Annotated in this window: 19 protein-coding genes and 1 pseudogene; 10 read left to right on the top strand and 10 right to left on the bottom strand. The window is 44.3% G+C overall.

All coding sequences use genetic code 11. From position 1 onward, the window contains the following. Nucleotides 1-12: 12 nt before the first annotated feature. Nucleotides 13-1469: pseudogene (putP, locus tag AAC978_RS10805) on the bottom strand (sodium/proline symporter PutP). A gap of 241 nt (nucleotides 1470-1710) precedes the next feature. Between putP and cooS the strand changes: the two are divergent. After that, complete coding sequence (cooS, locus tag AAC978_RS10800) at nucleotides 1711-3624, top strand: anaerobic carbon-monoxide dehydrogenase catalytic subunit (protein WP_341548044.1); 1914 nt, start codon at nucleotides 1711-1713, stop codon at nucleotides 3622-3624. A gap of 556 nt (nucleotides 3625-4180) precedes the next feature. Continuing rightward, complete coding sequence (locus tag AAC978_RS10795; RefSeq protein WP_341548103.1) at nucleotides 4181-5419, top strand: MFS transporter; 1239 nt, start codon at nucleotides 4181-4183, stop codon at nucleotides 5417-5419. A gap of 200 nt (nucleotides 5420-5619) precedes the next feature. On the opposite strand, the gene AAC978_RS10790 is transcribed toward AAC978_RS10795, so the two are convergent. The 7 genes from AAC978_RS10790 to allB (AAC978_RS10760) form a co-directional block, all read right to left on the bottom strand. Beyond that, nucleotides 5620-5748, bottom strand: a complete 129-nt coding sequence (locus AAC978_RS10790; RefSeq protein WP_341548043.1) for a hypothetical protein — start codon at nucleotides 5746-5748, stop codon at nucleotides 5620-5622. 267 nt (nucleotides 5749-6015) lie between these two features. Further along, nucleotides 6016-6906 (bottom strand): 2-hydroxy-3-oxopropionate reductase, encoded by an 891-nt coding sequence (garR, locus tag AAC978_RS10785; protein WP_341548042.1) that lies wholly within the window; start codon nucleotides 6904-6906, stop codon nucleotides 6016-6018. Nucleotides 6907-7042: 136 nt separating this feature from the next. Beyond that, nucleotides 7043-7831: a hydroxypyruvate isomerase gene (hyi, locus tag AAC978_RS10780; protein ID WP_341548041.1), complete on the bottom strand. Its 789-nt coding sequence runs from the start codon at nucleotides 7829-7831 to the stop codon at nucleotides 7043-7045. 26 nt (nucleotides 7832-7857) lie between these two features. Beyond that, a complete protein-coding gene (locus AAC978_RS10775) occupies nucleotides 7858-9645 on the bottom strand; it encodes a thiamine pyrophosphate-binding protein (protein WP_341548040.1) in 1788 nt (595 codons plus the stop codon). Nucleotides 9646-9982: 337 nt separating this feature from the next. Beyond that, nucleotides 9983-11374 (bottom strand): NCS1 family transporter, encoded by a 1392-nt coding sequence (locus AAC978_RS10770; RefSeq protein WP_341548039.1) that lies wholly within the window; start codon nucleotides 11372-11374, stop codon nucleotides 9983-9985. Nucleotides 11375-11424: 50 nt separating this feature from the next. Beyond that, nucleotides 11425-12777 carry an allantoinase AllB gene (allB, locus tag AAC978_RS10765; RefSeq protein WP_341548038.1) on the bottom strand — a complete coding sequence of 451 codons (1353 nt, stop codon included), beginning with the start codon at nucleotides 12775-12777 and terminating at the stop codon, nucleotides 11425-11427. Between the two features lie 13 nt (nucleotides 12778-12790). Then, nucleotides 12791-14149 (bottom strand): allantoinase AllB, encoded by a 1359-nt coding sequence (allB, locus tag AAC978_RS10760; RefSeq protein WP_341548037.1) that lies wholly within the window; start codon nucleotides 14147-14149, stop codon nucleotides 12791-12793. Between the two features lie 504 nt (nucleotides 14150-14653). On the opposite strand from allB (AAC978_RS10760), the gene AAC978_RS10755 reads away from it, so the two are divergent. Further along, a complete protein-coding gene (locus AAC978_RS10755) occupies nucleotides 14654-15889 on the top strand; it encodes a Zn-dependent hydrolase (protein WP_341548036.1) in 1236 nt (411 codons plus the stop codon). A gap of 17 nt (nucleotides 15890-15906) precedes the next feature. Further along, complete coding sequence (locus tag AAC978_RS10750) at nucleotides 15907-16368, top strand: RidA family protein (RefSeq protein ID WP_341548035.1); 462 nt, start codon at nucleotides 15907-15909, stop codon at nucleotides 16366-16368. A 209-nt stretch (nucleotides 16369-16577) separates the two neighbouring features. On the opposite strand, the gene AAC978_RS10745 is transcribed toward AAC978_RS10750, so the two are convergent. Beyond that, nucleotides 16578-17099 carry an ureidoglycolate lyase gene (locus AAC978_RS10745; RefSeq protein ID WP_341548034.1) on the bottom strand — a complete coding sequence of 174 codons (522 nt, stop codon included), beginning with the start codon at nucleotides 17097-17099 and terminating at the stop codon, nucleotides 16578-16580. A 259-nt stretch (nucleotides 17100-17358) separates the two neighbouring features. Between AAC978_RS10745 and allE the strand changes: the two genes are divergently transcribed. The 3 genes from allE to AAC978_RS10730 all read left to right on the top strand — a co-directional run bounded on the left by allE (nucleotide 17359) and on the right by AAC978_RS10730 (nucleotide 20423). Then, nucleotides 17359-18120, top strand: a complete 762-nt coding sequence (gene allE, locus AAC978_RS10740; RefSeq protein WP_341548033.1) for a (S)-ureidoglycine aminohydrolase — start codon at nucleotides 17359-17361, stop codon at nucleotides 18118-18120. Between the two features lie 57 nt (nucleotides 18121-18177). Continuing rightward, on the top strand, nucleotides 18178-19836 hold the full coding sequence (locus AAC978_RS10735) for a PucR family transcriptional regulator (protein WP_341548032.1): 1659 nt from the start codon (nucleotides 18178-18180) through the stop codon (nucleotides 19834-19836). 65 nt (nucleotides 19837-19901) lie between these two features. Continuing rightward, entirely contained in the window at nucleotides 19902-20423 is a 522-nt protein-coding gene (locus AAC978_RS10730) for a nitroreductase family protein (RefSeq protein WP_341548102.1), read from the top strand. A 94-nt stretch (nucleotides 20424-20517) separates the two neighbouring features. Here the strand turns inward: AAC978_RS10730 and crcB are convergent, their stop codons facing one another. Beyond that, entirely contained in the window at nucleotides 20518-20889 is a 372-nt protein-coding gene (gene crcB, locus AAC978_RS10725) for a fluoride efflux transporter CrcB (RefSeq protein ID WP_341548031.1), read from the bottom strand. A 193-nt stretch (nucleotides 20890-21082) separates the two neighbouring features. Here crcB and AAC978_RS10720 point away from each other — a divergent pair, with 193 nt between their 5' ends. The 3 genes from AAC978_RS10720 to AAC978_RS10710 all read left to right on the top strand — a co-directional run bounded on the left by AAC978_RS10720 (nucleotide 21083) and on the right by AAC978_RS10710 (nucleotide 23973). Further along, nucleotides 21083-21853: a polysaccharide deacetylase family protein gene (locus AAC978_RS10720; protein ID WP_445900304.1), complete on the top strand. Its 771-nt coding sequence runs from the start codon at nucleotides 21083-21085 to the stop codon at nucleotides 21851-21853. Nucleotides 21854-21977: 124 nt separating this feature from the next. Next, on the top strand, nucleotides 21978-22610 hold the full coding sequence (locus AAC978_RS10715) for a hypothetical protein (RefSeq protein ID WP_341548029.1): 633 nt from the start codon (nucleotides 21978-21980) through the stop codon (nucleotides 22608-22610). 172 nt (nucleotides 22611-22782) lie between these two features. Beyond that, the gene (locus tag AAC978_RS10710; RefSeq protein WP_341548028.1) at nucleotides 22783-23973 is read left to right on the top strand and encodes an anaerobic nitric oxide reductase flavorubredoxin; all 1191 of its coding nucleotides are present in this window, start codon (nucleotides 22783-22785) and stop codon (nucleotides 23971-23973) included. Nucleotides 23974-24097 lie beyond the last annotated feature (124 nt).

The raw sequence follows: 24097 nt of genomic DNA, 5'->3' as shown, positions 1-24097 counted from the left end.
TTATCCTATTTACTATTTACTCTTGGTCTCAGCCGCAGATTTATCAAACTCATCTTGAACTGCTTTTGAAGGTTCAGTCGTCAAAAGGCTAACGATAATAATCGAGAGCAAGCCGATGATGAAACCAGGAATAATTTCATAGACAGCACTAAGGGCAGGGAACTGTTCCCAAAGGATAACGGTGAGTGAACCCATGACCATACCGGCGAGTGCTCCCCACTTCGTCATTCGTTTCCAGTAGAGGCTCATGATAATAACCGGGCCAAAGGCAGAACCGAAGCCCGCCCAAGCATAGCCTACTAGGTTGAGAATCGTATCATTTTGGGTCCAGGCTAGATAGGTGGCCAGCAGAGCAACCAGCAAAACACAAAGACGGCTGACGAAAACCAGCTCTTTATCCGAGGCTGAACGGCGGAACAGAATACGATAGATATCTTCAGTCAGGGAACTAGAGGTTACGAGCAGCTGCGAGGAGATCGTACTCATAATTGCCGCAAGAATAGCAGAAATCAAGAATCCTGTGATGATCGGGTGGAAAAGGATTTTGCCTAGCTCGATGAATACTGTCTCAGGGTCGGCTAAGGTCAAGCCATGTGTAGCAAAGTAGGCAATCCCTATCAGACCGGTAAACATGGCGCCGACTTCCGAGAAGATCATCCAACTCATGCCGATTTTGCGCGATTTGTTGATCTCACCGACAGAGGAAATCGCCATAAAACGGACGATGATGTGGGGCTGTCCGAAGTAACCTAACCCCCAAGCCAATAGGGAGATAATACCGATGGTTGTGGTCCCGGTGAAAATATTTAAGAGGTTGGGATCAATGGTTCGGATAGTATCAAAGCTATCACCAAGGCCCCCCGTGTGCCAGAGGGTTACTACAGGAACCATAATCAAAGCGATAACCATGATGAGTCCTTGGACGAAGTCAGTGAAGCTCACTGCTAAGAAACCACCGATGAGGGTGTAAGTCACGATGACGGCAAGAATTAGCCAAAGACCGGTATGGTAATCCATGCCAAAGGTTGTGTTAAAGAGAACGGCACCGGAAACTAAACCAGAAGAGACATAAAAAGTAAAGAAGATAATAATAACAAGTGCGGATACTAAACGAAGTACATGTGAAGTATCATGAAAACGATGTCCAAGGAAGGAATCGTAATGGAGTCACTGGCGATTTCCGTATAGGAGCGCAAACGAGGTGCTACATAGAGCCAGTTAAAATAAGCACCGATGGTAAGGCCGACGACAATCCAGCCTGAGCTTATTCCGGAGACAAACATTGCTCCGGGCAGGCCCATCATCAACCAACCGCTCATGTCAGAGGCTCCGGCGCTTAAAGCGGTGACGGCTGGGCCAAGGGTTCTCCCTCCAATCATGTAGTCGGATAGATTCGCGGTCTTTCGATAGGAATAATACCCGATGGCCAACATCATGACCATATAGCAGATGACCGAAAAAGCAATCACTCAACTATCACTCTCCTCAATCTATTAATATTTCTGTAGAAACGAGCCCCTATTATAGTACACATATACACATAATACCATAATGCCGGTAGGTTGATAAGTAGTAAATGAATAAGTATACATTATTTTTAATAATAAGTATTAGCGGCGAGCAGATACATATTCATCCTTAAAAAGGCGCAAACTCTTTGTTGATGGTCTTTTCTTTATGGAACTGGTCAAAGAATAAGGAGTGAAGCAAATGTCTGAATCGATTCTGGAAAAAACCGAAGGACGGGTAAGTTATCACGATTCCGTGGAGGAGATGCTCAAGAGAATTCGCGAAGATGAGATGTCCAATGTATTTGATCGCTACGCATTGCAAGAGAAAATTCGCTGCAAGTTCTGCCTTGAAGGCCGAAGTTGTCAACTATGCTCCAATGGTCCTTGTCGGATCAGTGATAAGGGAGGTCAGGACAAAGGGGTTTGCGGTATTGGCCCTGATGCCATGGCTATGCGGAAATTCCTCCTGCAAAACATTATGGGTGCAGGTACATATAGTCACCATGCCTATGAAGCTTTTCGGACGCTGAAGGCCACAGCAGAAGGGAAGACCCCCTTTAAGATTAAGGAACCCGAAAAACTAAAATGGATGTGTGAAAAGCTAGGCATCAATACGAATCAAGATGTTAACCAAATGGCTATTCAGCTGGCAGATCTTCTAGAGAATCAACAACGAGTCGGGGTGGAAGAACCTAACCTGATGGTCGAAGCCTTTGCGCCAAAGAAGAGGAAGCAAGTTTGGCGAGATTTGAATATCTATCCTTCAGGAACAGTTCATGAAGAACAAAATTGTGTGGCAAGCTGCTTAACCAACGTGGACGGCAACCATGTTTCTTTGGCGCTAAAAGCTCTACGTTTAGGATTAGCCACTATCTATAATTCCCAGATCGGATTGGAAATGGTACAGGATATTCTCTATGGCACCCCCAAACCGCACGAGGTCGAGGTGGATTTAGGGATCATGTGTCCTGAACATATCAATATTGTCTTCAATGGCCATCAGCCATGGATTGGAGCAGCAACCATTGAAAGAGCGCGTTCGGCGGATGTTCAAGAAAAGGCAAGAGCCGCCGGTGCAAAAGGTCTGCGGGTGGTGGGGTCCATCGAGACCGGGCAAGAACTACTTCAGCGTTTTGAGGTAGATGATGTTTTTGTTGGGTTAATGGGTAACTGGTTGGCCATCGAGCCCCTTTTGGCAACCGGAACGGTTGATGTCTTTGCTATGGAAGAAAACTGTTCCCCGCCGGCGATTGATATGTATGCCGAGAAATATCAAGCTACCCTTGTTTCTATCAGCACCATCATTGATATCCCAGGACTTCAACATAAGTTCCCCTATGACCCATCAGAAACGGATAATATTGTCGAAAAACTTATTGACCTGGCCATTGAGAACTTTAAAAAGCGCAAAGGTAAAGTGAAACCCTTGGTTCCCCAGAAGAAGATGAAAGCGATTGCCGGATTTTCCACCGAAGCTGTCTTGGGGGCGTTAGGAAATAAGCTGGACCCCTTGGTCGAAGTTATTGCAGCCGGGAAAATCAAAGGCGTCGTTGCCTTGGCCAACTGCTCAACCTTAAGGAATGGTCCCCAGGATTGGAATACCGTGAACCTGACTAAGGAGTTGATTAAACGGGATATTCTCGTGGTCGCCGGTGGATGTGGTAACCACGCCTTAGAGGTAGCCGGACTATGCAACATGGATGCTGTAAACATGGCAGGTTCAGGACTTAAAGAAATCTGTACTGCTTTAAAGATACCCCCGGTTCTCAGCTTTGGCACCTGTACAGATACCGGACGGATCAGCATGCTGGTCACCGCACTTGCCGATCACTTGGATGTGGATATTCCCCAGCTTCCGATTGCCGTCACAGCACCGGAATGGATGGAGCAAAAGGCCACGATTGATGGCGTCTTCGCCATTGCCTACGGAGCCTATACCCATCTTTCACCCACTCCTTTTGTTTCGGGTGCCCCCCAATTAGTCAAGCTATTGACTGAAGATGTAGAGGGGTTGACCGGAGGAAAAGTCGCTCTCGGCGATGACCCCGTAGAAGTGGCCCAAGGCATCGAGGCCCACATTGTAAAGAAACGCAAAGGATTGGGTTTGCAGTAAATTAAATAGTATGGAGCGTGGGCATAAGCCGGCGCTCCTTTTCGCTTCATGAAAAGCACGAGATAGACGAAGAGTGTTGAATTTCATCAAGCGAAATGCTGAATAAGCTCTGATCGAAAATAGGAAGCTTTGACGACAGACTTGATAATACAGAGCTTATTGGTACAGAGTTTAATAGTACAAGACTTAATAGTACAAAAAGAAAATGTAAATATAAGGATTGACAGACTTGCTCGGTGGATTGTATACTTAGTACAGTTTTCTACATAGGAAAAATCTTACTTAACGTATTATTGGAAGGAGGCCGTTACTATGACTCTATATATCACCCCAGCTTATGTGTACACCAATTATCCTGTAACTTCATTCTACGGCCTGAGACTACCCATTTGACCCATTAAGATTTATTGAATTGGAAATGGATGGTGGAGTCACGGGCTAATACCGTGACTTTATTTTATTTGTTCAACAAAGCCACGGAACTCTCTATGGAGAGAAGTCCGTGGCTTTGTTGATTGACGGAAGAGAGAGATAGAAGATGTCAATACTACGCAATATGCTTAACCCCTATCGTGGAATGCCCAGAGAAATCTATGTTATCTTCGTTGCCCGAATTATCAATGCTATAGGGGCCTTTGTGGGACCCTTGATGACTATCATAATGACCCAAAGTATAGGTCTATCCGAAGGAAAGGCAGGTTTTTATCTCAGCCTTTTAGGGGTAGTTTGTCTAGTATCCTCCCTATCAGGAGGAAAGCTTGTAGATCGCTTCGGCAGAAAAAGTATTATTGTCTTATTCACCGTCTTAGCTGCTGTGGCCTATTTCGGGATTGGGTTTATGGAACCGACTGAGGATATGATTCATTTCATTATCGTAGCCGCAGCTTTCAGCGCAACGACAAAGCCGGCTTATGATTCACTGATAGCTGACCTTACAACACCCGCTAACCGGAGTGGGGCTTATGCCCTTTCCTACTTGGGATGGAATATCGGCTTCGCTATAGGTCCCATTTTAGGAGGGTTTCTTTACAGACACCATTTATCTTGGCTCTTTTTCGCAGAAAGTATAGCTATCTTCGTGACAGTATCCCTGATCTTTATTTTCATTCCAGAAACCCTGGGTAAGACTCGTGAAGAAATCCAAGATGAGGAGCGCTATTTAGAACGCTGCGTCGAAGGATCTATTTTTAAGGTTATTAGGCAACGGCCCCTGCTGATTTTCTTTGCCCTGATTATGTGTGGCTACAATTTCACGTACTCCCAGTGGTCGTTCATGCTTCCTATGCAGATTATGAAGGACTATCCTATTATGGGAGCTCAGTATTTTGGATTCTTAGCAGCCTTTAACGGCTTTATCGTTATGGTCTTTACCCCGATCGTTACCCGCTTTGCGGGGCATCTTCCTTACTTGCAGCGAGCGGTGATTGGTGGAATGCTCTACGCGGTAGGCTTTGGAATGATTGGCATACTGCATTCACTTGAACTTTTATTCCTGTGGGCATTTATCTTTACTTTAGGAGAGATTGTTCTGGCGATTACGGTATCTCCCTTTATTGCGGATAATACCCCAGCATCCCATCGGGGGCGGATGACTTCTACCCTAGCTATCATTTCTGATGCGGGATATACCTTAGGCCCACTCGGCATGGGGATTGCCTTAACCTATATCAATATGGCAACAGGGTGGATAGCCTTAGGTGTATCAGCTTTGATGTTTACGGCCTTAATGAAGATGTTAGAGTGTCGTGAAAGACAGATCGCACTCCATAAGAGCGTGAAAGCCCTTGCTAAGTAGTAGCCGTTACCATAGAGCACACCGTCACAAAGCGCAGAAGTCATTTTAGAGCTGACATCGCCATAGATCAGACCGTTACTAAAGAGCTGACAACGCTATAAAGTAGACCATCACTATAGCGTAACTCTATACAGTAAAAACGCCAGAGTAGTTCATGTCTGGCGTTTTTGCGCATTTCAAATTTTAAATAGCTCTCGAATCTAGGATTGTTCTAATACTGAAGGGTCTTTTTCCTTTTTCTGTTCCTGCTTATCCTGGGCGCTACGGGATTCATATTTGGCGCTATTTCTTCCTTCAGGTCGTCTCTGAATCTCACCCGATCTTTTCATGTGTTTGCTCCCTCCCTTCTCGAGAATTTTAGATTTTTGTTGCTAACTTTTGGTTGTTGATTGTGAAGTACATGTTGATGTAGATGGAAAATAGTCTGTGCTAATCTGCCATTGCTTATTATGCGAAGTTAGTTAGGTAAACATCCTAAATGAGGCTGAAATCAAAAAAAATTTCAACCATATAAAAAGTCCCCACTCAAGGAGTGGGGACGGTGGGGTATATATTGTGGGGTATATAGCATTATTGAAAAATTCAACTGAAGTGGCTTAAGCTTCGTTGTTTACCTCGATATTAGCTAGCTTTTCGTAGTATTGGACTAAGGCACTATGATCTGCTTGATCCAAGCCACTATGGTTAAGGGTTTGCATCATTTCCATGACGGAAGCGGTCAGCGGTAAAGGAGACCCGATATCATGTCCGGTTTCCAGGACGTTGTTGAGGTCCTTTATATGAAGATTGATGCGGAAACCTGGGTTAAAGCGGCGTTCAAACATCATCGGTGCTTTGGCGTCCATGACGGTACTTCCTGCTAATCCGCCTCGGATAGCTTTGTAAACCGTTTCAGGATTTGCTCCAGCCTTAGTGGCAAGGGTTAAGGCCTCAGAAACCGCTGCAATATTGATGGCGACGATAATTTGATTAGCAAGCTTTGTCACATTCCCGGCACCTACATTACCGCAGAGAACAGCCGAAGAGCTCATGGCTTTTAATATAGGAAGGAATTCTTCGAAGTCGGCAGGATTCCCGCCGGCCATAATCGATAGGGTTCCCTCAATAGCTTTGGGTTCGCCACCGCTGACGGGTGCGTCCATGAAACGAATGCTTTTCTCAGCCAGCTTTTGGGCCACTTCTTGACTCGCTCCTGGTGCAATAGAGCTCATATCGATCACCATACTGCCAGGTTGGGCGCCTTCGATCACTCCGTTCTCTCCGAGAATCACTTCTTTGACTTGGGGAGAGTTGGGGACCATGGTGATAATCAGGGAGCAACGCTCGGCTACATCTTTTGGAGATAGACCAGCTTCAGCACCGGCCTTAACTAATTCTTGGACAGATCCTTGACTGCGATTATAGACAACCAGTTCATGACCAGCCTTGAGTAAATTCAAACTCATGGGTTTGCCCATAATACCTAAGCCGATAAAACCAATTTTCATTATGAGTACCTCCTCGTAATTTTGCTATCGGGTTTTTTATACAGCTATGCCTTCATCACCTGTGAATTTATAATTGTATCTGAGTCGAGTTGTATAACATACATCCGCACCGCTGTGGTGTCATGTGTTGCTATTTTTACTCGAAGTCCTTGATCCATGCTAAGGAAGTCACTGTATCAGACTGGGGCACATACTCCATAGCGACGGCAAAGGGATAGCCCACTTCTTCTAAGGTCTTAAAGAAAGTATGGTAATCTAGCTCACCGGTACCGGGTTGATGACGGCCAGGGTTATCTGCAATTTGGATATGAGCAATCTGTGGAAGTTTATCACGTAAGACTTGCAAGAGATCTTCTCCTTCGCGGGCCGCGTGATAGGTATCGTATTGGAGGAAAACATTATCACTTTCCGAGGCGGAAATGACATTGAGCACATCGTCTGTCGTATTAAGAAAGAATCCAGGCGCATCGAGGTGATTGAGCGGTTCAACCAGTAGTTTAACACCGACAGATTGGAGATGTTCGGCTGCATAGCGAATATTGGCAATTAGGGTTGACCACAATACCTCCGTTGATTGATCAGGAAGGGCCTTACCTACTAAGCAGTTGACTTGTTTAACCTGAAGAGCTTGGGCGAAGGTAATGGCTTTGGCCACCCCAGCTTGAAATTCTTGTTGACGGCTGGGATCGAGGGCGATTCCTCGTTCGCCGGCATCCCAATTCCCGGCTGGGAGATTAAAGAGGACCAGTTCTAAGCCGTTGATTTCCAGTGCTTCTTTAAGCTCGGCTGGCTCATAGTCGTAAGGGAACATGAATTCCACTCGTTTCAGTCCGGCTGCTTTGGCCGCTTCGAAGCGATCCAGTAGAGGTAGATCAGTAAAGAGAAAGGACAGATTGGCGACGAGGTTTGCTTTTTTTACAGACATGTGTTGATTCCTCCCTAAGTTCTTTGTTACTCTAGTTCGCGGACTCCCGTTAAGGTTCCATCCAAGGAAACGGAGCACTGGGCTAGGGGATCGACTAAAACTTCGATTAAATAAGGACGGTTGCTACTAAAGGCCCTTTGCAAGGCTTCTGGCAGCTTACCGGGTTTATCGACCAATTCCGCCTCCACGCCCATGCCTTGAGCAGTTACCACAAAGTCCAGCCCTCGGGAATGGCCTTGTACACGATTCGCGTACTCAAGATCTGTGGAAATGCGACGTTGGTCAAAAAGAAGATTTTGCTGTTGGCGGATTAAGCCAAAGAGCGAGTTATTCAATACCACAACAACGACAGGAATATTGTGTTTGGCGGCGGTGGCCAGCTCCTGTAGGGACATTCCCAAGCTAGCGTCCCCTAAAAGGTTAACGACTTGGCGCTCCGGATAAGCAAGCTTTGCCCCTAGTGCGGCACCCAATCCCCAGCCCATGGTTCCTGCCCGACCAGTGATCAGGAAGGAGCGGGGGACATAGGTATTGAAAAGCTGAGTTGTCCAGATTTGACTAATGCCGCAATCCAGAGTTACAATCGCATCTCGGTCGAGGGCTTCACGTACCTCTGCAATGGCTTGTTGGGGCTTGAGAGGAAAAGTGTTGAACACCGTTTGACGAGCTAAACGGGTCCGTTCCTCCTGAAGTGAGTGAATGCGGTCTTGAGCCTGAGCGTTTGGGGAGTAGTTTTTGTCCCGTAGTAAATTGAGAAACTGGTCTAGGAAGTCTTTGATATCCACAGCTAAGGAAATCTCTGTGGGAATATGGCGAGAGAGCTCTTTTTCGTCTAGGTTAATATGAATTACTTTTCTTCCGGCCTTAAATTGCTCCATATTTCCGGTGCTACGACCATCAAAACGTCCCCCTAGATTGATGATAAGATCTGATTCGAGGATGGTTTTATTTCCTAGAGGAGTTTGGCACATCGTGCCCATCAACCCTGCATAAAGTGGATGATCGTTAGGAAATGCATCTTTGCCCATCAAGCTGGATACCACGGGGATGTGCAGAAGCTCAGCTAAGTCGAGAAGTTCTGCCGCTGCGTTACCAAGAGTAACGCCCCCACCTACCAGCAGAGTTGGCGCCTTGGCTGCGCAGAGCATTTTGTGGATAGTATTCAATTCACTTTGCGCAATTTCCTGCTTGGGAGTGTTTTGTAAATTTAAATCCAGGACAGCATCAAGAGCATTCCAATCGACTTCCAAGCTCCCTTTCTGCACATCTAAGGGAAGATCGAGTAGAATAGGACCTTTTCTGCCGGTTGTGGCTAGCTGCCAGGCTTCGTTCATGATCGTCGGCAGATTTTCTGTTTTCATGATCAGATAAGCGGCCTTGGTCACTGGACAAGCCATTTCTACAATGGGGGCTTCTTGAAAGGAATCCTTACCGACTAATGAAGTGGGAACCTGACCGGTCAAAGCTAGGAGGGGAATCGAGTCGCTGTAGGCGCTGTATAAACCCGTCAGAAAATTGGTGGCTCCAGGACCTGATGTGGCTGCACAAACTCCTACTTGGCCGGTAGTTCGTGCAAAGCCGTCAGCCATAAAGATCGCAGTCTGTTCATGGCGGACGTTGTAGGATGCAAAGTTTCGCTCCCGAATCGCATCGTAGAAGGGGAGAATGGCTGCTCCAGGAATCCCGTAGACTTGTTTGACCCCTCTTCTTTCTAAAAAGGCGGCAATAAACTGAGCTCCAGTCATGCGTTCCAGACTTGTATCCTTGGACCCCTCAAAAGTGGTGACATCGTTTTCATTTCCCCAAAGTGCCATAATTACTCCTCCTTGTTTCGAACGATAAAACTAGGTTTCACAGTTTAACGATTGAAATCACGGTCGCCTAAACCGTTGTAGAAGAATCGCAAAGAGTTTTTGTTTTAATATATAAAACCTAGTTTCATAATATGATACTATTATGTTCTAAATCTACTCTACGGTCCACAGATTTTCTTTCAATAGTCGAAATGAAGGGTTTATCGGTTGAACTTGAAAGTCTAGTAGCGTTCAACTCGGCAATAGACTAGCCTTAGTAACCTTGAAATCCGATAAAAAATAACTACTCCCAACAGATATGCTGGAAGTAGTTATTTTTAAAAGACAGAATTTAATTCTATTTGTTTTCGAAGATGGTACCCACCTTGAACTTGGAGCCTTTAAAGGCGTATTTCGTGAGGAGGAAGTAGGAGGTGCCGCCTACGATAAGACCGATAATCCAAGCGAGATCTACCAGCATAAAGGCTGCAGCTGCGCCTAGGAGCATGGCCGTGATAGCAGCGGGATTATACCCGGAGAAGGGGCCATCAGCTTTGTAAAGATCTGCCACATTTACTTTTTGTTTTCTTAGAATATAGTACTCGATTAAGAGTATGGCTACAATAGGTCCTAAGAAAGCGGAGTAGATAAGAATGAACATGGCTAAACCTGCGGAAGAGGAATCTTGGACTAGTACCCAAGGGAAGGAGCAAAGGCCGAGGAGACCAGTGATAACAACGGCAGGCTTATATTTCATTTTGGTGAGCAATTGAATGACATAGGTCGGTGCAATAATATTGGCAACCATGTTCACTGCGACTGCACCCATGACGATGAAGGCGGAAACAAAGACGGTGACAGCATCATTATTGAAAACGATGGCTAAAGCTTTAACAGGGTTGGAGTTACCGGTAGCCGAAGCCAGCATGGCACCGATGACAATGACTGCACCATAGGCTATGACGATAGGGGAGAAGTAGAGAAAACCGCGCTTAGCATCGCTAATTCCAGGTTTGAGCTCACGAGAGTAATCTGCTGCACTAAGGAATATGGCAGCGTAATTGCCCATGAGGACCATAATGAAAGCAAAGAATTCGATACCCCAGGTGCCTTGAGTATTGATCCACTTTTCAGCGATAACACCACTATAGTTCGAAATGAGGAGAACGAATACATAGACGAAAGCGACCATTAAGACAACCGAGATAAGAGTTTCTACCCATTTAATGGCATGAAAACCATACATGGAAAGGACAATCTGTACCAACTGAAGGACTACGAAGCAGATGGGAATGCTATCAAAGGAGCCCCCCGTAAAGACTTTGAGAATTTCGTTTAAGGCGGTGGCGCCAACCCAGCTTTGGAATCCGTACCAGACAATCGCCGGGATACCACGTAAGAGCGAAGATATAACAGAACCTTTTTCACCGAAAGACATCCGTAGTTGCATAACATAAGGAATACCGGTTCTATAGCCGAGTCTATCATTTAGAGTGAAGATAAGGGAGATGATTCCGATAGCGATGATGGCTGCTGCAAAGGTTTGGTAAATATTTAAGGTAGCTATTCCGGCAATAATCATACTGCCGCCGAGGGTCATATTGCCGAGGTTAACTCCATCGCCAATCCACATAAACATGTAAGGGATAGGTCCCATGGTGCGTTCGCTGGTTTTCTTGGGATAGAGAGTTTCTTCTACCCCTGGAGCATGTTCTATCACAACATCTTGAGCTTCAGCGTTTACAGACATGTCTTCACTTCCTTTTTTGATTATTCTCTAAGATAAAACCTTCGTCTAGCCTATAGAGTGGGTTTGAGATGCTTACCAATGGGCTTGGAGGTAATCTTTCCGTCCTTAAAAATAGTCGTTCCTCTCAGAATGGTTTGGGTAACATTACCCCGGAAACGATCTCCTACATAAGGGCTAACTTTGTGCTTGTAGAAGAGATCATCTGCTTGCAAAGTGAATTCTTGATTTAAGTCCACTAGAGCAAAGTCTGCATCATAGCCGACTTCGATTTTCCCCTTACCTTGAATCTTAAAAATCTCGTTAACATTTTGGGCGGTTAATTTGGCAATATCCACAAGAGGGAATTTCCGATCATGGTAAGCATGAGTGAGCAAGCCTTGCAGGGTGGTTTGGCAGGCTGATATGCCACCCCAAACTCGCATGAATTCTCCATCCTTGAGTTTAGGATCACAGGGAGAGTGATCAGAAGAAACAAAAGCGATCTCATTATTGAAAAGTTTTCCCCACATTTTGGATTGGTTTGCGTTATCGCGAATAGGAGGAGAGCACTTGGCTACAGTTCCTAGCCGCTCTACATCGTCGCCGGTGAGGTAGAGATAATGGCCAATGGTTTCGCAGCGGACATCAACACCTCTTTTACGGGCCTCAGTGACAAGTTCAATGGCTTTCGCGGTGCTAATATGGGCGATAAGCAGCTTACAACCAGTTTCTTCTGCGAAGGTAATCATCCGCGAGACGTTTTCAATCTCAGTAATTGGTGGACGAGCGGCGAAATAATCTCGCACGCCTGCTCGATTAGTAGCTAGAGAAAGCTCGGTCAACTCTTTGGTAATCTCGGCGTTTTCGCAATGAACCATTAAAGGAAGCCCAAGCTTAGCTAGTTTTTCCATACCGACTAAAGCAGTATAATCGTCCATTCTTGGAAATTCATCGATGCCACTGTGGCAGGAGAAAGCCTTGAATCCGATTACTCCACACTCAGCTAGCTCATCCAATTTATCCAAATTGGCAGAAGTCAAACCACCCCAGAAGCCGTAATCCACTATAGAATCTTTTTGTGCTACGGCCAGTTTATTGTTGAAGTTCACTGCATCTAAAGTGCATGGACTACAATTGAGAGGCATATCGAAGAAAGCAACTCCACCGCCAGCGGCTAAAGCACTCGAACCAGTGGTGATGGTCTCCCATTCAGTTCTACCAGGATCATTAAAATGGACGTGCCCATCGGTCATGCCGGGAAAGACATATTTGCCAGTGGCATCCACCACTTCCTTGGCCTCGCCGGGAATTTCATCGGCGATCTGAACGATTTTCTCATCATAGACAGCGATGTCAGCCTTCCGTACACCATCGGGGCAAACCACATGTCCGTTGCGGATAATCAAATCATAATGACTGCTCATGAGGTACCTCCTTTTATTTTAACTTCTTAACATACTCTCCAAAGCCCTTTTGACCAACGATTTGACCATCTTGGGCGACCACTTGACCTCTGACTAAGGTGCATACAGGAAGGCCTTGACCTTTCAGTCCGACAAAAGCAGAGATCGGGTTAACATAATGTAAGGACTCAGGTGTGATTTCCCATTCCTTGTCAGGATCGAGGATGACCAAGTCAGCATCAAATCCAACTTGAAGGGCACCTTTTTTGCCAAAGATACCAAAAGCTTTGGCCGGTCCTTCACTTAGAGAACGGGCTAAGAGGGTTGGAGAATAGCCTCTCTTCACGACACCTTCACTGAAAACCACTTGCATCACGTTTTGGATGCCACTAATTCCTCCCCAAGCGCCAAAGACGCCATGCTGTGCTTCGCTTTTTTCACTGAGCTCGCAAGGAGAGTGATCCGAGGCAATGGCGGATAAGGTGCCATTGTTGATGTACTCCCACATGCCTTCCATAGCTGCGGCATCACGCAAGGGAGGTGCGCATTTAAAGAGGCTACCGTTTTTAATGACATCTTGATCAGTAAAGACGAGATAATGACCGCAGGTTTCAGCGGTGACATCTACACCTTCAATTTGGGCTTGGCGAATAATTTCGGCAACTCTTGGATGACTGACATGACAGATGTGAACTTTGGCTCCTACTTCTTTAGCTACATCGATGATATTTTGAGTAGCAATCAATTCAGCTAGGACGGGGCGAGAATCCAGGAAATCCTGCCAATCATTTTTCTCTTTACGTTTTGCTCTAGCTTCTTCCCATTTAATAATGGAATAATCTTCGCAGTGGAATCCTGCTCGGCCATCGAACTCTTTGCAAATCTCCATGGCTTCTTTTGCTTGACCGATGGATAAAGAGACATAGTCTGGAGAAACTGGTCCGATAAAGGATTTAAATGCTACGCAACCTTTCTCATCCAGTTCTTTTAAATGGTTAAGGTTATAATCGACGAGACCACCCCAGAAACAATAATCCACATAGGCGTTAGGAGAAACTGCTTCTAACTTTTTGGTGAGGATTTTACCATCGGTCATGGCCGGTTCATTTTGCATTGGCATATCAATGATGGTGGTAAAACCGCCGACCCCAGCGGCAGCTGTCCCGTGTGTATAGTCTTCTCTCCAGAGGTAACCGGGATCATTTAAGTGTGCGTGGGTATCGATGGCTCCGGGAAAAACGTATTTTCCTTGGGCATCGATGACCTTTTCGGCTGCGACCTCTGTTCCTGACTCGATGATGGCGGCTATCTTTCCGCTATTAATTCCGATACTTGCTTCAATAACTTTGTCAACAGTCACAACCTTACCGTTTTTGATGACGAGATTAAACACATTCATGCCCCCCTAAACTAAAATAGGTCTACATGGTTAACGAAACGGAGAAATAGAGTATATTTGATTGTGAATTTACATTAAGAATATACTGAATATTATAATTTGACATTATCAAGTTGGGACAATAAAACACAAAAAGGTTTATCCTATAAAGACTAAGATATTTAGTTTGGCCAGTTCAACCCTTCTTTAATCTACCTCTAACAGTCCTATTAATCTATCTCTAACAGTCCTATATAAAGCGTTTCTACTGACTAGATAACTTAAGGTTAGTTAATTGGTATGTAATTACACATGGTTGATTTGTTAGGTCTGTGGATTAAAAGGATAGAATGACCTGAAGAATATTATCCAGAGTTGCCAAAGACAAAGGGCGCGAAATAATAAAAAATAAGGATAAACTAGATATAAGAATTGAGATAATATTTCAACATTTTAACTTAATATGTGAATTAAACAGAAACGCTTAACCATTGAAGCAGTAATGAAGAGGTGGCAGTTATGATTAACAAAGAACGTGTATATCAGCGATTACAAGAATTGGGGAAAATCGGTCATAGAGAATCCGGCGGGGTAACCCGTCATGCTTTTACAACTGAACATCGGGCCTCGAAGGACTTAGTGGCTGAGTACATGCGGCAAGCAGGCTTAAGTATCCGTGAAGATGCTGTTGGGAATCTGATTGGCCGCCGCGAAGGAAGGGATCCCAACGCCACCGTGGTTCTAACGGGTTCCCACATTGATACGGTCTGCGATGGCGGAATCTTTGATGGAGCTCTAGGGATAATAGGAGGCATCGAAGTGCTTCAGACTTTAAAGGAGCAAGGAATTGAAACCCAACACCCCATTGAGGTGTATGCTTTCAATGATGAAGAGGGTTCTCGGTTTAGCTTTAGCATGTTTGGCAGCCGTGGTGTCATCGGTGACCTTTCACCCAAAGACTTGGAAATGAAGGATAAAGCAGGGATAACTGTTGCCCAAGCCATGAGTGAGCAAGGCTTTGACTCCCTGAAACTTCAGGAGGCCATACGCGCCAAGGAAGAGCTGAAGGCCTTTATCGAGCTTCATATTGAACAGGGGAAAGTATTGGAATGCAAAGATCTCTCCGTCGGTATCGTCACAGGCATTGTCAATGAACTGTGGATGAAGGTTATTGTCAAAGGTGAGGCGGGCCATGCCGGAGCAACTCCCATGAATCTGCGTCAGGATGCTTTGGTGGCTGCCGCTGAGATGGTCCAGGTCATAGAGCGCGAAGCCAAGAAGACAGGAAGCACTGTGGCGACCGTCGGTAGATTCAATGTCTTCCCGGGCGGTATTAACATTATTCCCGGGCGTGTGGAATTTACCTTGGATTTGCGGGATATCTCTCAAGAAGTAAGTGATCAAGTAGAAACCTCAATATTTAAGGAAATTGAGGGAATCTGCCAAGAACGAGGAGTACAGATTGAAACGGAGATTCTGCAGCGGATTCCTCCGACACCTTGTTCTCAAGAATTTCAGCTAGCAGCCAAAAAAGCCTGCCAAGATCTAGGCTTGGAATATTACTGTTTACCCAGCGGCGCGGGACATGACGCGATGCAAATGGTTAATATTTGCCCTATAGGTATGATTTTTATCCGCTCCAAAGATGGAATTAGTCATAATCCGCTTGAATGGAGCAGTATGGAAGATTGCGCTGATGGAGTGAATGTATTGTACCATGTTCTACTTGATTCGGCAGTGCGTATCGAGGGATGAGGGGAGTGAAGTCCTCTATGTTGAACATTGAAGAGATTTTGAAAGTGAAGTACAATCTAGAGCTGCCAGCCCCTTCCGAACCTGATGGATTTTATGCCAGAGTGATTCAGACAGGAAATCTACTGTATGTCTGTGGACATACCCCAAAACTCCATGGCGAGTACGTGTTTTTAGGTAAGTTGGGAGAGGATTTCACTGTGGACCAAGGGCAAGAGGCAGCCCGTATTGCCATGAGTAATTGTTTGGCGGCTTTGCAGGAATATCTGGGAGATTTAAACCGGATTAAGCAATTTGTTCAGGTCATTGGCTATGTTCGCAGTGCCGACAGCTTTACCCAGCAGCCTTTAGTAATGAATGGGGCGTCCGAGTTGCTGTTGACTTGTTTTGGGGAAAGAGGAAGACATACCCGCATGGCTTTGGGTACCAACCAGCTTCCCGGTGGTGCTGCAGTGGAAATTATGTGTGTTGTTGAAATATAAGGATAAGGATGGAAATAGGGTTAAGTTTAGGATTTGGGAATTAGGAGTTAGGGTTAGGGTTAGGGTTTTATGAAAGAAGGCGTCGCCATACTACTTTTGCAAGTAGTAAGGGACGCCTTCAGTTTTTTTATTTATAAATAGGCAACTGAACAACAAGATGAACAGTTGCCTGGTACAAAGAGTTAACACCGGGCTAACCTGAGTCTCTTTTAGAGCTTTAACTCAAAAGTCTCTCCTAATTCACGGATTTGGACATCGCCGTCATAGAGTGGAGCGATGGATTCGTCCGAGGTTTGCTTGCGGGTGGCTAAAATATAGGCGAATTTTGGTTCCAGAGGAAGAATGGTTCCATGCCATACCCCGCGATGGAGGACGAAACACATATCCCGTTCCCAGAGGAAGGCGCGTACCGAGTCGAGGGAAGGTAAGGATTCTAGGTCAGAGGGGTCGGTGGCCGGAGCAACTGTAATGATTGCCGGTCCGCTGGTCATCATAAAAAAACCTTGGGTTACTTTATTATGACGTTCTAAGTTCGAAAACTTAAATTCTTTGCGATCCAAGAGGGCATAGACGAATTCGGATTCTCCCTCATCCACCTCAAAGGGCATCCGATCCGTAAACACGGGAGGGGTATTTTTAAAAGGTGCAATTCCGGGATTAGGACTTAAAAGATAGCCAAAGGGTTTAAAGGCTTCCTTAGTTAAGGTTTCGACTTTAAGTATACGGCTCATCAACGTCATCTCCTTTTATGATCATGGCAATACTATTCGGTATTACCTTTGTACTTCCTTTATCCCCAATTGATAAAGTTTGAGGATTGATTTTTCAGACAGTGAGCATGTTTCTTAGTATAATAGGGTAAAATACTAGGGTTAATGAGCCCGAAGCTTTATCATATTAGGATAAAGGTAAAAATGCAGGAGTAACGAACATTAAGAATATAATGCTAATTAACTAAATTTCAATGGTATAATGAAAGGAGAATGTAATATGGGTTATCCTCAGGATTTATTATCGTCAAGAGCAGTGGTCCAACATGGGAGGTATGCTTTGATTCCCCCCGAAGGACGTGTGAAAAATGTTCTGCCGAATCTTGAGAAGTGTAATGTGAGCATTATCGCTTCGCCTCATTATGGTCCCCAATTTGCTATGTATACAGTCGAGGTCTTGCCAGGAGGCGGCACCGTAAAGCCTTTTCAGGAAGAAGGAATCGAAACGTTTGTCTACTGCTTAAACGGTCAGGGTAAAGTTTTAGTTGAGGGTAAAGAATACAGCATCGACGAGAGTGGCTATGTTTTTGCTCCTGCTTCTTCAGGTATGAGCCTTAAGAATGATTCCTCAGCATCCTGGCGACTTCTTCTTTACAAGCAACGTTATCGTCCAGTAGAAGGCTTTGCAGCGAGGGTTGTGGTCGGAAGACTCAATGATATGCCTGATGCTCCTTATGATGGAATGGAAAACGTCCGGATTAAGGATTTATTGCCTACGGATTTAGGCTTCGATGTCAACTTCCATACCTTGAGCTTTTTACCGGGTGGTTGCCATCCTTTTATTGAAACTCATGTCCAAGAACATGGGCTCTACCTTTTAGAAGGTGAAGGGGTCTATCTGATTGATAATCAATGGATTCCGGTGAAGAAAGAAGACTTCATATGGTTTGGTCCCTATGTACCCCAGGCGTGCTATGGTGTAGGGCGTACACCCTTTACCTATATCTATACGAAGGATTGCAATCGCGATATTCAATTATAGTTCATTGAACTGAAAAGACAGCGTAACAGCAAAATGAGAGCGAAGAGGTGGTAACACATGGAGATTACTGTAAAGGATTTGTTGAGGGTAGGCCCTCTGAAAACCTCCCAAGTGGTTGCAGGGTACCAGAAACTTGATAATGTGGTCAAAGGTGTTACCATCATCGAAGCTCCTGATATTGTGAATTGGTTATCCGGTGGTGAACTCCTTTTGACCAGCTTGTACTCAGGACCGGGTGAGGGGATGGATTACCAAGAATTTATCCGGAAAATGGCTGAGAAAGAGGTTTCCGCTCTGGCCATTAAAGTACGACGCTTTGTTCAAGATATCCCGACCGAAATCATTGAGGCGGCTAACCAATACGGACTACCCGTCATTGAGCTGGAAGGCAGCATTCGCTTTGTCGATGTTATGTATCCGGTCATGGAGGAGCTTTTTAACTCCCAAGTGGTGAAGCTAAAGTACTATAAGGATGTGCAAGAGCGTTTTACCACCTTAGCCTTACAATGCGAAGGGCCGGAAGCGATCGTCAATACCCTAGAAGAATTAGTGGGAAACCCTGTTGCAGTATATGACAAAAACTTTAAATGTATCCAAAGTACTCATTCGGCTTTAGAGCGGTTTCAGGTACCGGAAGAATTTGCTTTGCGAGAAAATCTAAATGATAAGTTTTTTTATTATCGACAATCCGTCACCTACCCGGAACTGGAAGGACAATGCATACCTCAAGTGGTCGTCCCAATCCAAGCCTTTAATCAAATTAAAGGTTATTTAACGATTGTGGAACTCAATAAACCGATAATCGATATGGATTTCATTAGCATTGAGCAAGCAGCTACTGTGACCACCTTAGATATGGTTAAGCGTTTTGCGGTTAAGGAAGTAGAGTACAAATTTAAGAATGATTTGCTTGAGCATATCCTCTCAGGTGAATTAGGCTCAACCAATGCTCAAGAACGCATCAATCTGATGGAATGGGATTTGAATCGCTCCTATTATGTCGTCCTCTTTAACCTTAAAAATTTGGACTCATATCATGCGGAGCATCGTTCCCAGCATAAGATGGCTTTACAAAGCATCAAAACTGAGATAACGTCCCTCATTTCAGGGATGATTAAAACGCATACTCGGGACTTCATTATTGGTAATAAAGTCGATAAGATTGTTCTGCTCTTGCCCGTAAACGATTCCCAAGAAAATTCATTAGTTAAGGTGAAAAGAATAGTACAAGAGGCTCAAGTTCAGCTTAGGAAAAGAATGAAAAAGCTTTGTGTTGAAGTGGGTATCGGTGATGTTGCTAATGGCGCCGAGGAAATCCCCCGTAGCTATAAAGAGGCCTTGGATGCGCTGAGCTATGGAGGAATGCTTCATGATGGGAATGCTGTAGTCGCCTTTTCAGATTTGGGGGTTTTTCGTATTCTTTGCAAATTCGCGGAAAGGAACTCTTTAGAAGAGTTTATCCCCAAGTCGTTACTTAAAATTCTTAAGCATGATCAAGAAAACGCTGCGGAGCTACTAAAAACTCTAGAAATCTTTCTTGAGTGCAATGGTAACGCCAGTAAAGCGGCTAAGGAATTGTTCATCCATTACAAAACAATACTCTACCGTTTGGAGCGTATTAAGGAAATTGCTCAACTCGACCTCGAGGATAGTAAGAATCGTCTTGAACTGGAGATGGGATTAAAGATGCTTCGGCTTATGGAAAACCAAAGCTAAGAATAATAGGCTGTTCGGAATACGATATTACTGTTATGGGTGACTATAGAAAGGATGAGGCAAAGATGGCTATTAAGGATCTTCTGCAAAGGCGTCGGAGTATTCGGAAGTATACGGATACCCCCATCGAAAAAGAAAAAGTGGACCAACTCATTCGTGCGGCTTTACTCTCGCCAACCTCTCGTAATGGGAGGCCATGGGAATTTATCCTGGTAGAGGATCAGGAACTTTTAGAGCAGCTTGCTGCAGCTAAAGTGGGGGCTCAATTACTCAAAGGAGCTACCTTAGGGATAGTCGTCTGCGCAGATTCCCAAAAAAGTGATGTGTGGGTAGAAGACATATCAATCGCTACTATTTTGATTCAGCTGCAAGCTCAAGACTTAGGTCTTGGTTCCTGCTGGATTCAGATTCGGGAGCGGAATTATCAAGATGGCACACCAGCCGGCGAATATGTGAAAAAACTACTGGGAATACCAGAACATCTTCAGGTTGGGACCATTATTGCGTTGGGATATCCGGCAGAAACACGTCCGGATCATACAAGCGACGAACTCCTCATGGAGAAAATTCACAGGAATACCTATTAATATTGATAGCAAAACGATCAAATAAAAGTAATGCTCTCTTACAGATGATGAGGCTAAGTAAGAACTCACATCGATAAGAGAGCATTTGTTATTATCAAAGCCACCTGGCAAGCGCGACACCTGTAGAAACCCCAAACAATCCAACCAGAGTGCTCAACAGAACATAAGAAATCGCGGTCGAATATAATCCCTTTTCTAGTAAAGTGAAAACCTCAAAGCCAAAAGTCGAGAAGGTGGTAAAAGCTCCGAGAAATCCTACCCCAATTCCTAGTCGCCACTCAGGTGCTAAAGATAACTTGTCTAGAAAGAGGACATTAATAAAACCCAATAAGAAAGCGCCGCTAATATTGATAACAAAAGTTGGCAGGGGGAAAACTTGAGTCCAACGGTCTGATATCCAAAGGCTCAATTCATAACGCGATAATGCACCTAAGGCGCCGCCTATCGCAATAACGATGGAAGTCATATAATATTCCTCGCTTATCAAGACTGTAAGTTCGTAAATAGCAACTTTTGTGAGAGTATGAAGTGCTGTAAGCATTATACTTGTTCGTATAAAACCTTACAAGTCATTCTTGTACGGTTACTCTTCTGTTTCTTTTTTAAACAGAACCTCCGACTTCAGGTTTTAGGGCCTGCAGTGATGCATATGCTTAAATATGGTGCAAAGGAGGGAAGCATTTTTGCGTATTATAACCTTATCTCGTAAAGGATTATATCTGAGCATTATAGTTCTTAGCTTAGTATTACTGGGGGTTAGTATCCGGACCATGGACTTGGCGCTTCCCTCCATTGCTAAGCATCCGGGGACTTACTATTTAGTCCACACGCAAGAAAAAGTATTGGCCTTAACCTTTGATGATGGGCCGGATCCCCTTTATACAGGATATATTCTCGACGTACTTAAGGAAAAAAACGTGAAAGCCACCTTCTTTGTTTTAGGGATGAATGCTCAAGGCAACCCCGAGTTACTCAAACGAATCAGTGAGGAAGGGCACGAAATAGCAAACCATGGCTACTCACATAGCTATACTCCCAGTAAATTTGTTCGCGAACTTACACGTACAGACGAACTTTTATATGAGCTGCTTCAAAAACGCACTACCTATTACCGCCCGCCGGGAGGGATTATCTCTGAATCCGTCTTAGCAGGAGTAAAGGAACAAGGGCATACCTTGACCTTGTGGAGTATTGATAGCAAGGATTGGCAAAATCCGGGGCCGCCGCGAATTATCCAAAACGTGGTCAAGAACAGTTTTCCCGGAGGAATCATCTTGCTCCATGATGGGGGAGAAAGGCGGGAACAAACCATCCAAGCTTTAGGCCCGATAATTGATCGGTTAAGGGAACAGGGCTATCGCTTTGGGACCGTTTCCGAACTAAGAAATTTTGAGAGTGTTAAACCGGTTCAGAAGAGCAAGCTGAAATAATAAAATCCCAGAGCGCAAGTTTCTGGGATCTTCTTTAACATAGTTGAAAGAAGAGGAAAGGTGAACAGAATCTCCGCTGTGGAATAAAATACCATATGCAGGAGAGTTGAAAGGGGGGTTATTAGTGCATGGACCATTAGGAGATTATTCATCTTACCCGGATTCTTACCCCTTAAGTTATTCAGGACCTAGTTTTCTTGGTCATATGAAAAAGGTTGCCCCTGTTATTTCCCAGGAAGCGGAACGAATTAACGCAAAAATTACTGCAGTATCTAATGTATGGCTCCTGGCCCCAGCCATGGTAGGGACAGCGGCATACTTTATATTTACTACACTTTTTAGGGGATTAGAGGGAGAGAATGATAAGGCGCTAAAGGGGAAGTTAGGTAGTGTTACCTATAGCGCTATTGTGACAGCGGGACTCGCTGCCTATGTCTACTCTGTTCTCGTTGTAGCAGATGGACATCTGATGGATATCTATTGGCCTATTGCGGGCGCTATTGCGGTCCAGCTTATGTATTTTGCTTCGGTTTATATTTGGCTTTACCGTTTGGATAAGAGTAGTTTTACAGATAATATCAAAGATGATCCTATTGAAGAAATCATTACTTTTATTTATTTTAGCATCACAACCTTTGCTACCACAGGAAGCTCTGTTTTTCCAGAATCCATCACCGCAAGATTATTAGTTTCTTTGCAAGTGCTCTTCTTAATCTATTCATTTACCATGGGACTGGTCTTCTTTATAAATCCCTAAAAATAGGGTGAGTAGGACCGATTTTTCGTCTATGACTATAAGATAAAATCGGTCCTTTGTTTTGTACCATTCAGTATAAGTTTAATTTTCTTATCGATAGGTTTCTTTAAAAAACTTGCTTTCGGGGACAATATATATTAAATTGGATTTAATGGAAGGAGGAATTATAGTCATGTCTTTTAAAATCAATGAAACGATTACATATGTAGGTAAAATCGATTGGGAGCTGCGAAATTTTCATGGGGAAGAGTACAAAACGAAGAAGGGATCATCCTATAATTCTTATCTCATTCGAGATGAAAAGACAGTCCTTATTGATACAGTTTGGGAGCCTTTCGGTCGTGAGTTTGTAGCAAAATTAAAGCAAGAAATTGATTTGCATGAGATTGATTATATTATTATGAACCACAATGAGGTGGATCATAGTGGTGCGCTTCCCTTTCTCATGGAAGAAATTCCAGATACACCAATTTATTGTACTGGAAATGGCAAAAAGATTCTCCAAGGAAGCTATCATAAGGACTGGAATTTTGTCGAAGTTAAAACCGGGGATCGCCTGAATATCGGGAGCCGTGAACTTATCTTCATTGAAGCTCGGATGCTTCATTGGCCGGATACGATGTTTTGCTATTTAACCGGGGATAATATCCTCTTTAGTAATGATGGTTTCGGTCAACATTTTGCTTCTGAACATATGTATAATGATTTAGTAGATACGAGTGAGCTTTATACTGAAGCCCTCAAATATTATGGTAATATTCTTGCACCCTTCAGCAAAATGGTCACTGCAAAAATCAATGAGATTGTCAAAATGGAGTTGCCGATTAATATGATCTGCCCCAGTCATGGGGTGATCTGGCGGGACAATCCGCTGCAGATTGTGCATAAATACTTAGAATGGGCTAACGACTATCAGGAAGATCAAGTCACCGTCATTTATGATACGATGTGGAACGCTACAAGGAAAATGGCAGAATCCATTGCTGCTGGAATTCGCATGGTTAATCCAAAGCTCACTGTGAAGCTATATAATTCTGCTCGTTCTGATAAGACAGAAATTATCGGTGAGGTGTTCCGTTCCAAAGCCATCGCCGTAGGCTCTCCCACTGTGAACAACGGCTATCTTTCTTCGATAGCTGCGATTATGGAGGAGATCAAAGGGTTGAAGTTTAAGAATAAAAAGGGAGTTGCCTTTGGAAGTTACGGGTGGAGTGGCGAAGCCACTAAGCTTTTAAATGAGGAACTGAAAAAAGCTGGGTTTGAAGTAATCGATGATGGAGTCCGCCTTATGTGGACACCTGATGAAAGTGAACTTGCCCAGAGCGTAGAGTTAGGAAAACGTATTGCTCAAAATCTTCAATAACAAGAGCCTTTGAACAAATAGTACCTTTTAAAAGTAATAAACGCGGCTACCTTAGGTAGCCGCGTTTATGTTTGTTTTCGAATTTTTGCTTATTAATCAGTTAACTAGCCATAGGTACTATATA

Origin of the sequence: Desulfitobacterium sp. THU1 (genome assembly GCF_038181555.1) — a bacterium.
Lineage (GTDB): Bacteria > Bacillota > Desulfitobacteriia > Desulfitobacteriales > Desulfitobacteriaceae > Desulfitobacterium.
Note: the sequence above shows the minus strand (reverse complement) of the source record. Positions and strands in the feature narration are given on the sequence as shown.

Excerpts from the sequence above, each read along its gene's own strand:
- cooS (WP_341548044.1), top strand. The coding sequence starts at position 1,711 with ATGTCTGAATCGATTCTGGAAAAAACCGAAGGACGGGTAAGTTATCAC.
- AAC978_RS10795 (WP_341548103.1), top strand. The coding sequence starts at position 4,181 with ATGCTTAACCCCTATCGTGGAATGCCCAGAGAAATCTATGTTATCTTC.
- AAC978_RS10790 (WP_341548043.1), bottom strand. The coding sequence starts at position 5,748 with ATGAAAAGATCGGGTGAGATTCAGAGACGACCTGAAGGAAGAAATAGC.
- garR (WP_341548042.1), bottom strand. The coding sequence starts at position 6,906 with ATGAAAATTGGTTTTATCGGCTTAGGTATTATGGGCAAACCCATGAGT.
- hyi (WP_341548041.1), bottom strand. The coding sequence starts at position 7,831 with ATGTCTGTAAAAAAAGCAAACCTCGTCGCCAATCTGTCCTTTCTCTTT.
- AAC978_RS10775 (WP_341548040.1), bottom strand. The coding sequence starts at position 9,645 with ATGGCACTTTGGGGAAATGAAAACGATGTCACCACTTTTGAGGGGTCC.
- AAC978_RS10770 (WP_341548039.1), bottom strand. The coding sequence starts at position 11,374 with ATGTCTGTAAACGCTGAAGCTCAAGATGTTGTGATAGAACATGCTCCA.
- allB (WP_341548038.1), bottom strand. The coding sequence starts at position 12,777 with ATGAGCAGTCATTATGATTTGATTATCCGCAACGGACATGTGGTTTGC.
- AAC978_RS10755 (WP_341548036.1), top strand. The coding sequence starts at position 14,654 with ATGATTAACAAAGAACGTGTATATCAGCGATTACAAGAATTGGGGAAA.
- AAC978_RS10750 (WP_341548035.1), top strand. The coding sequence starts at position 15,907 with ATGTTGAACATTGAAGAGATTTTGAAAGTGAAGTACAATCTAGAGCTG.
- AAC978_RS10745 (WP_341548034.1), bottom strand. The coding sequence starts at position 17,099 with ATGAGCCGTATACTTAAAGTCGAAACCTTAACTAAGGAAGCCTTTAAA.
- allE (WP_341548033.1), top strand. The coding sequence starts at position 17,359 with ATGGGTTATCCTCAGGATTTATTATCGTCAAGAGCAGTGGTCCAACAT.
- AAC978_RS10735 (WP_341548032.1), top strand. The coding sequence starts at position 18,178 with ATGGAGATTACTGTAAAGGATTTGTTGAGGGTAGGCCCTCTGAAAACC.
- AAC978_RS10730 (WP_341548102.1), top strand. The coding sequence starts at position 19,902 with ATGGCTATTAAGGATCTTCTGCAAAGGCGTCGGAGTATTCGGAAGTAT.
- crcB (WP_341548031.1), bottom strand. The coding sequence starts at position 20,889 with ATGACTTCCATCGTTATTGCGATAGGCGGCGCCTTAGGTGCATTATCG.
- AAC978_RS10720 (WP_445900304.1), top strand. The coding sequence starts at position 21,083 with ATGGTGCAAAGGAGGGAAGCATTTTTGCGTATTATAACCTTATCTCGT.
- AAC978_RS10710 (WP_341548028.1), top strand. The coding sequence starts at position 22,783 with ATGTCTTTTAAAATCAATGAAACGATTACATATGTAGGTAAAATCGAT.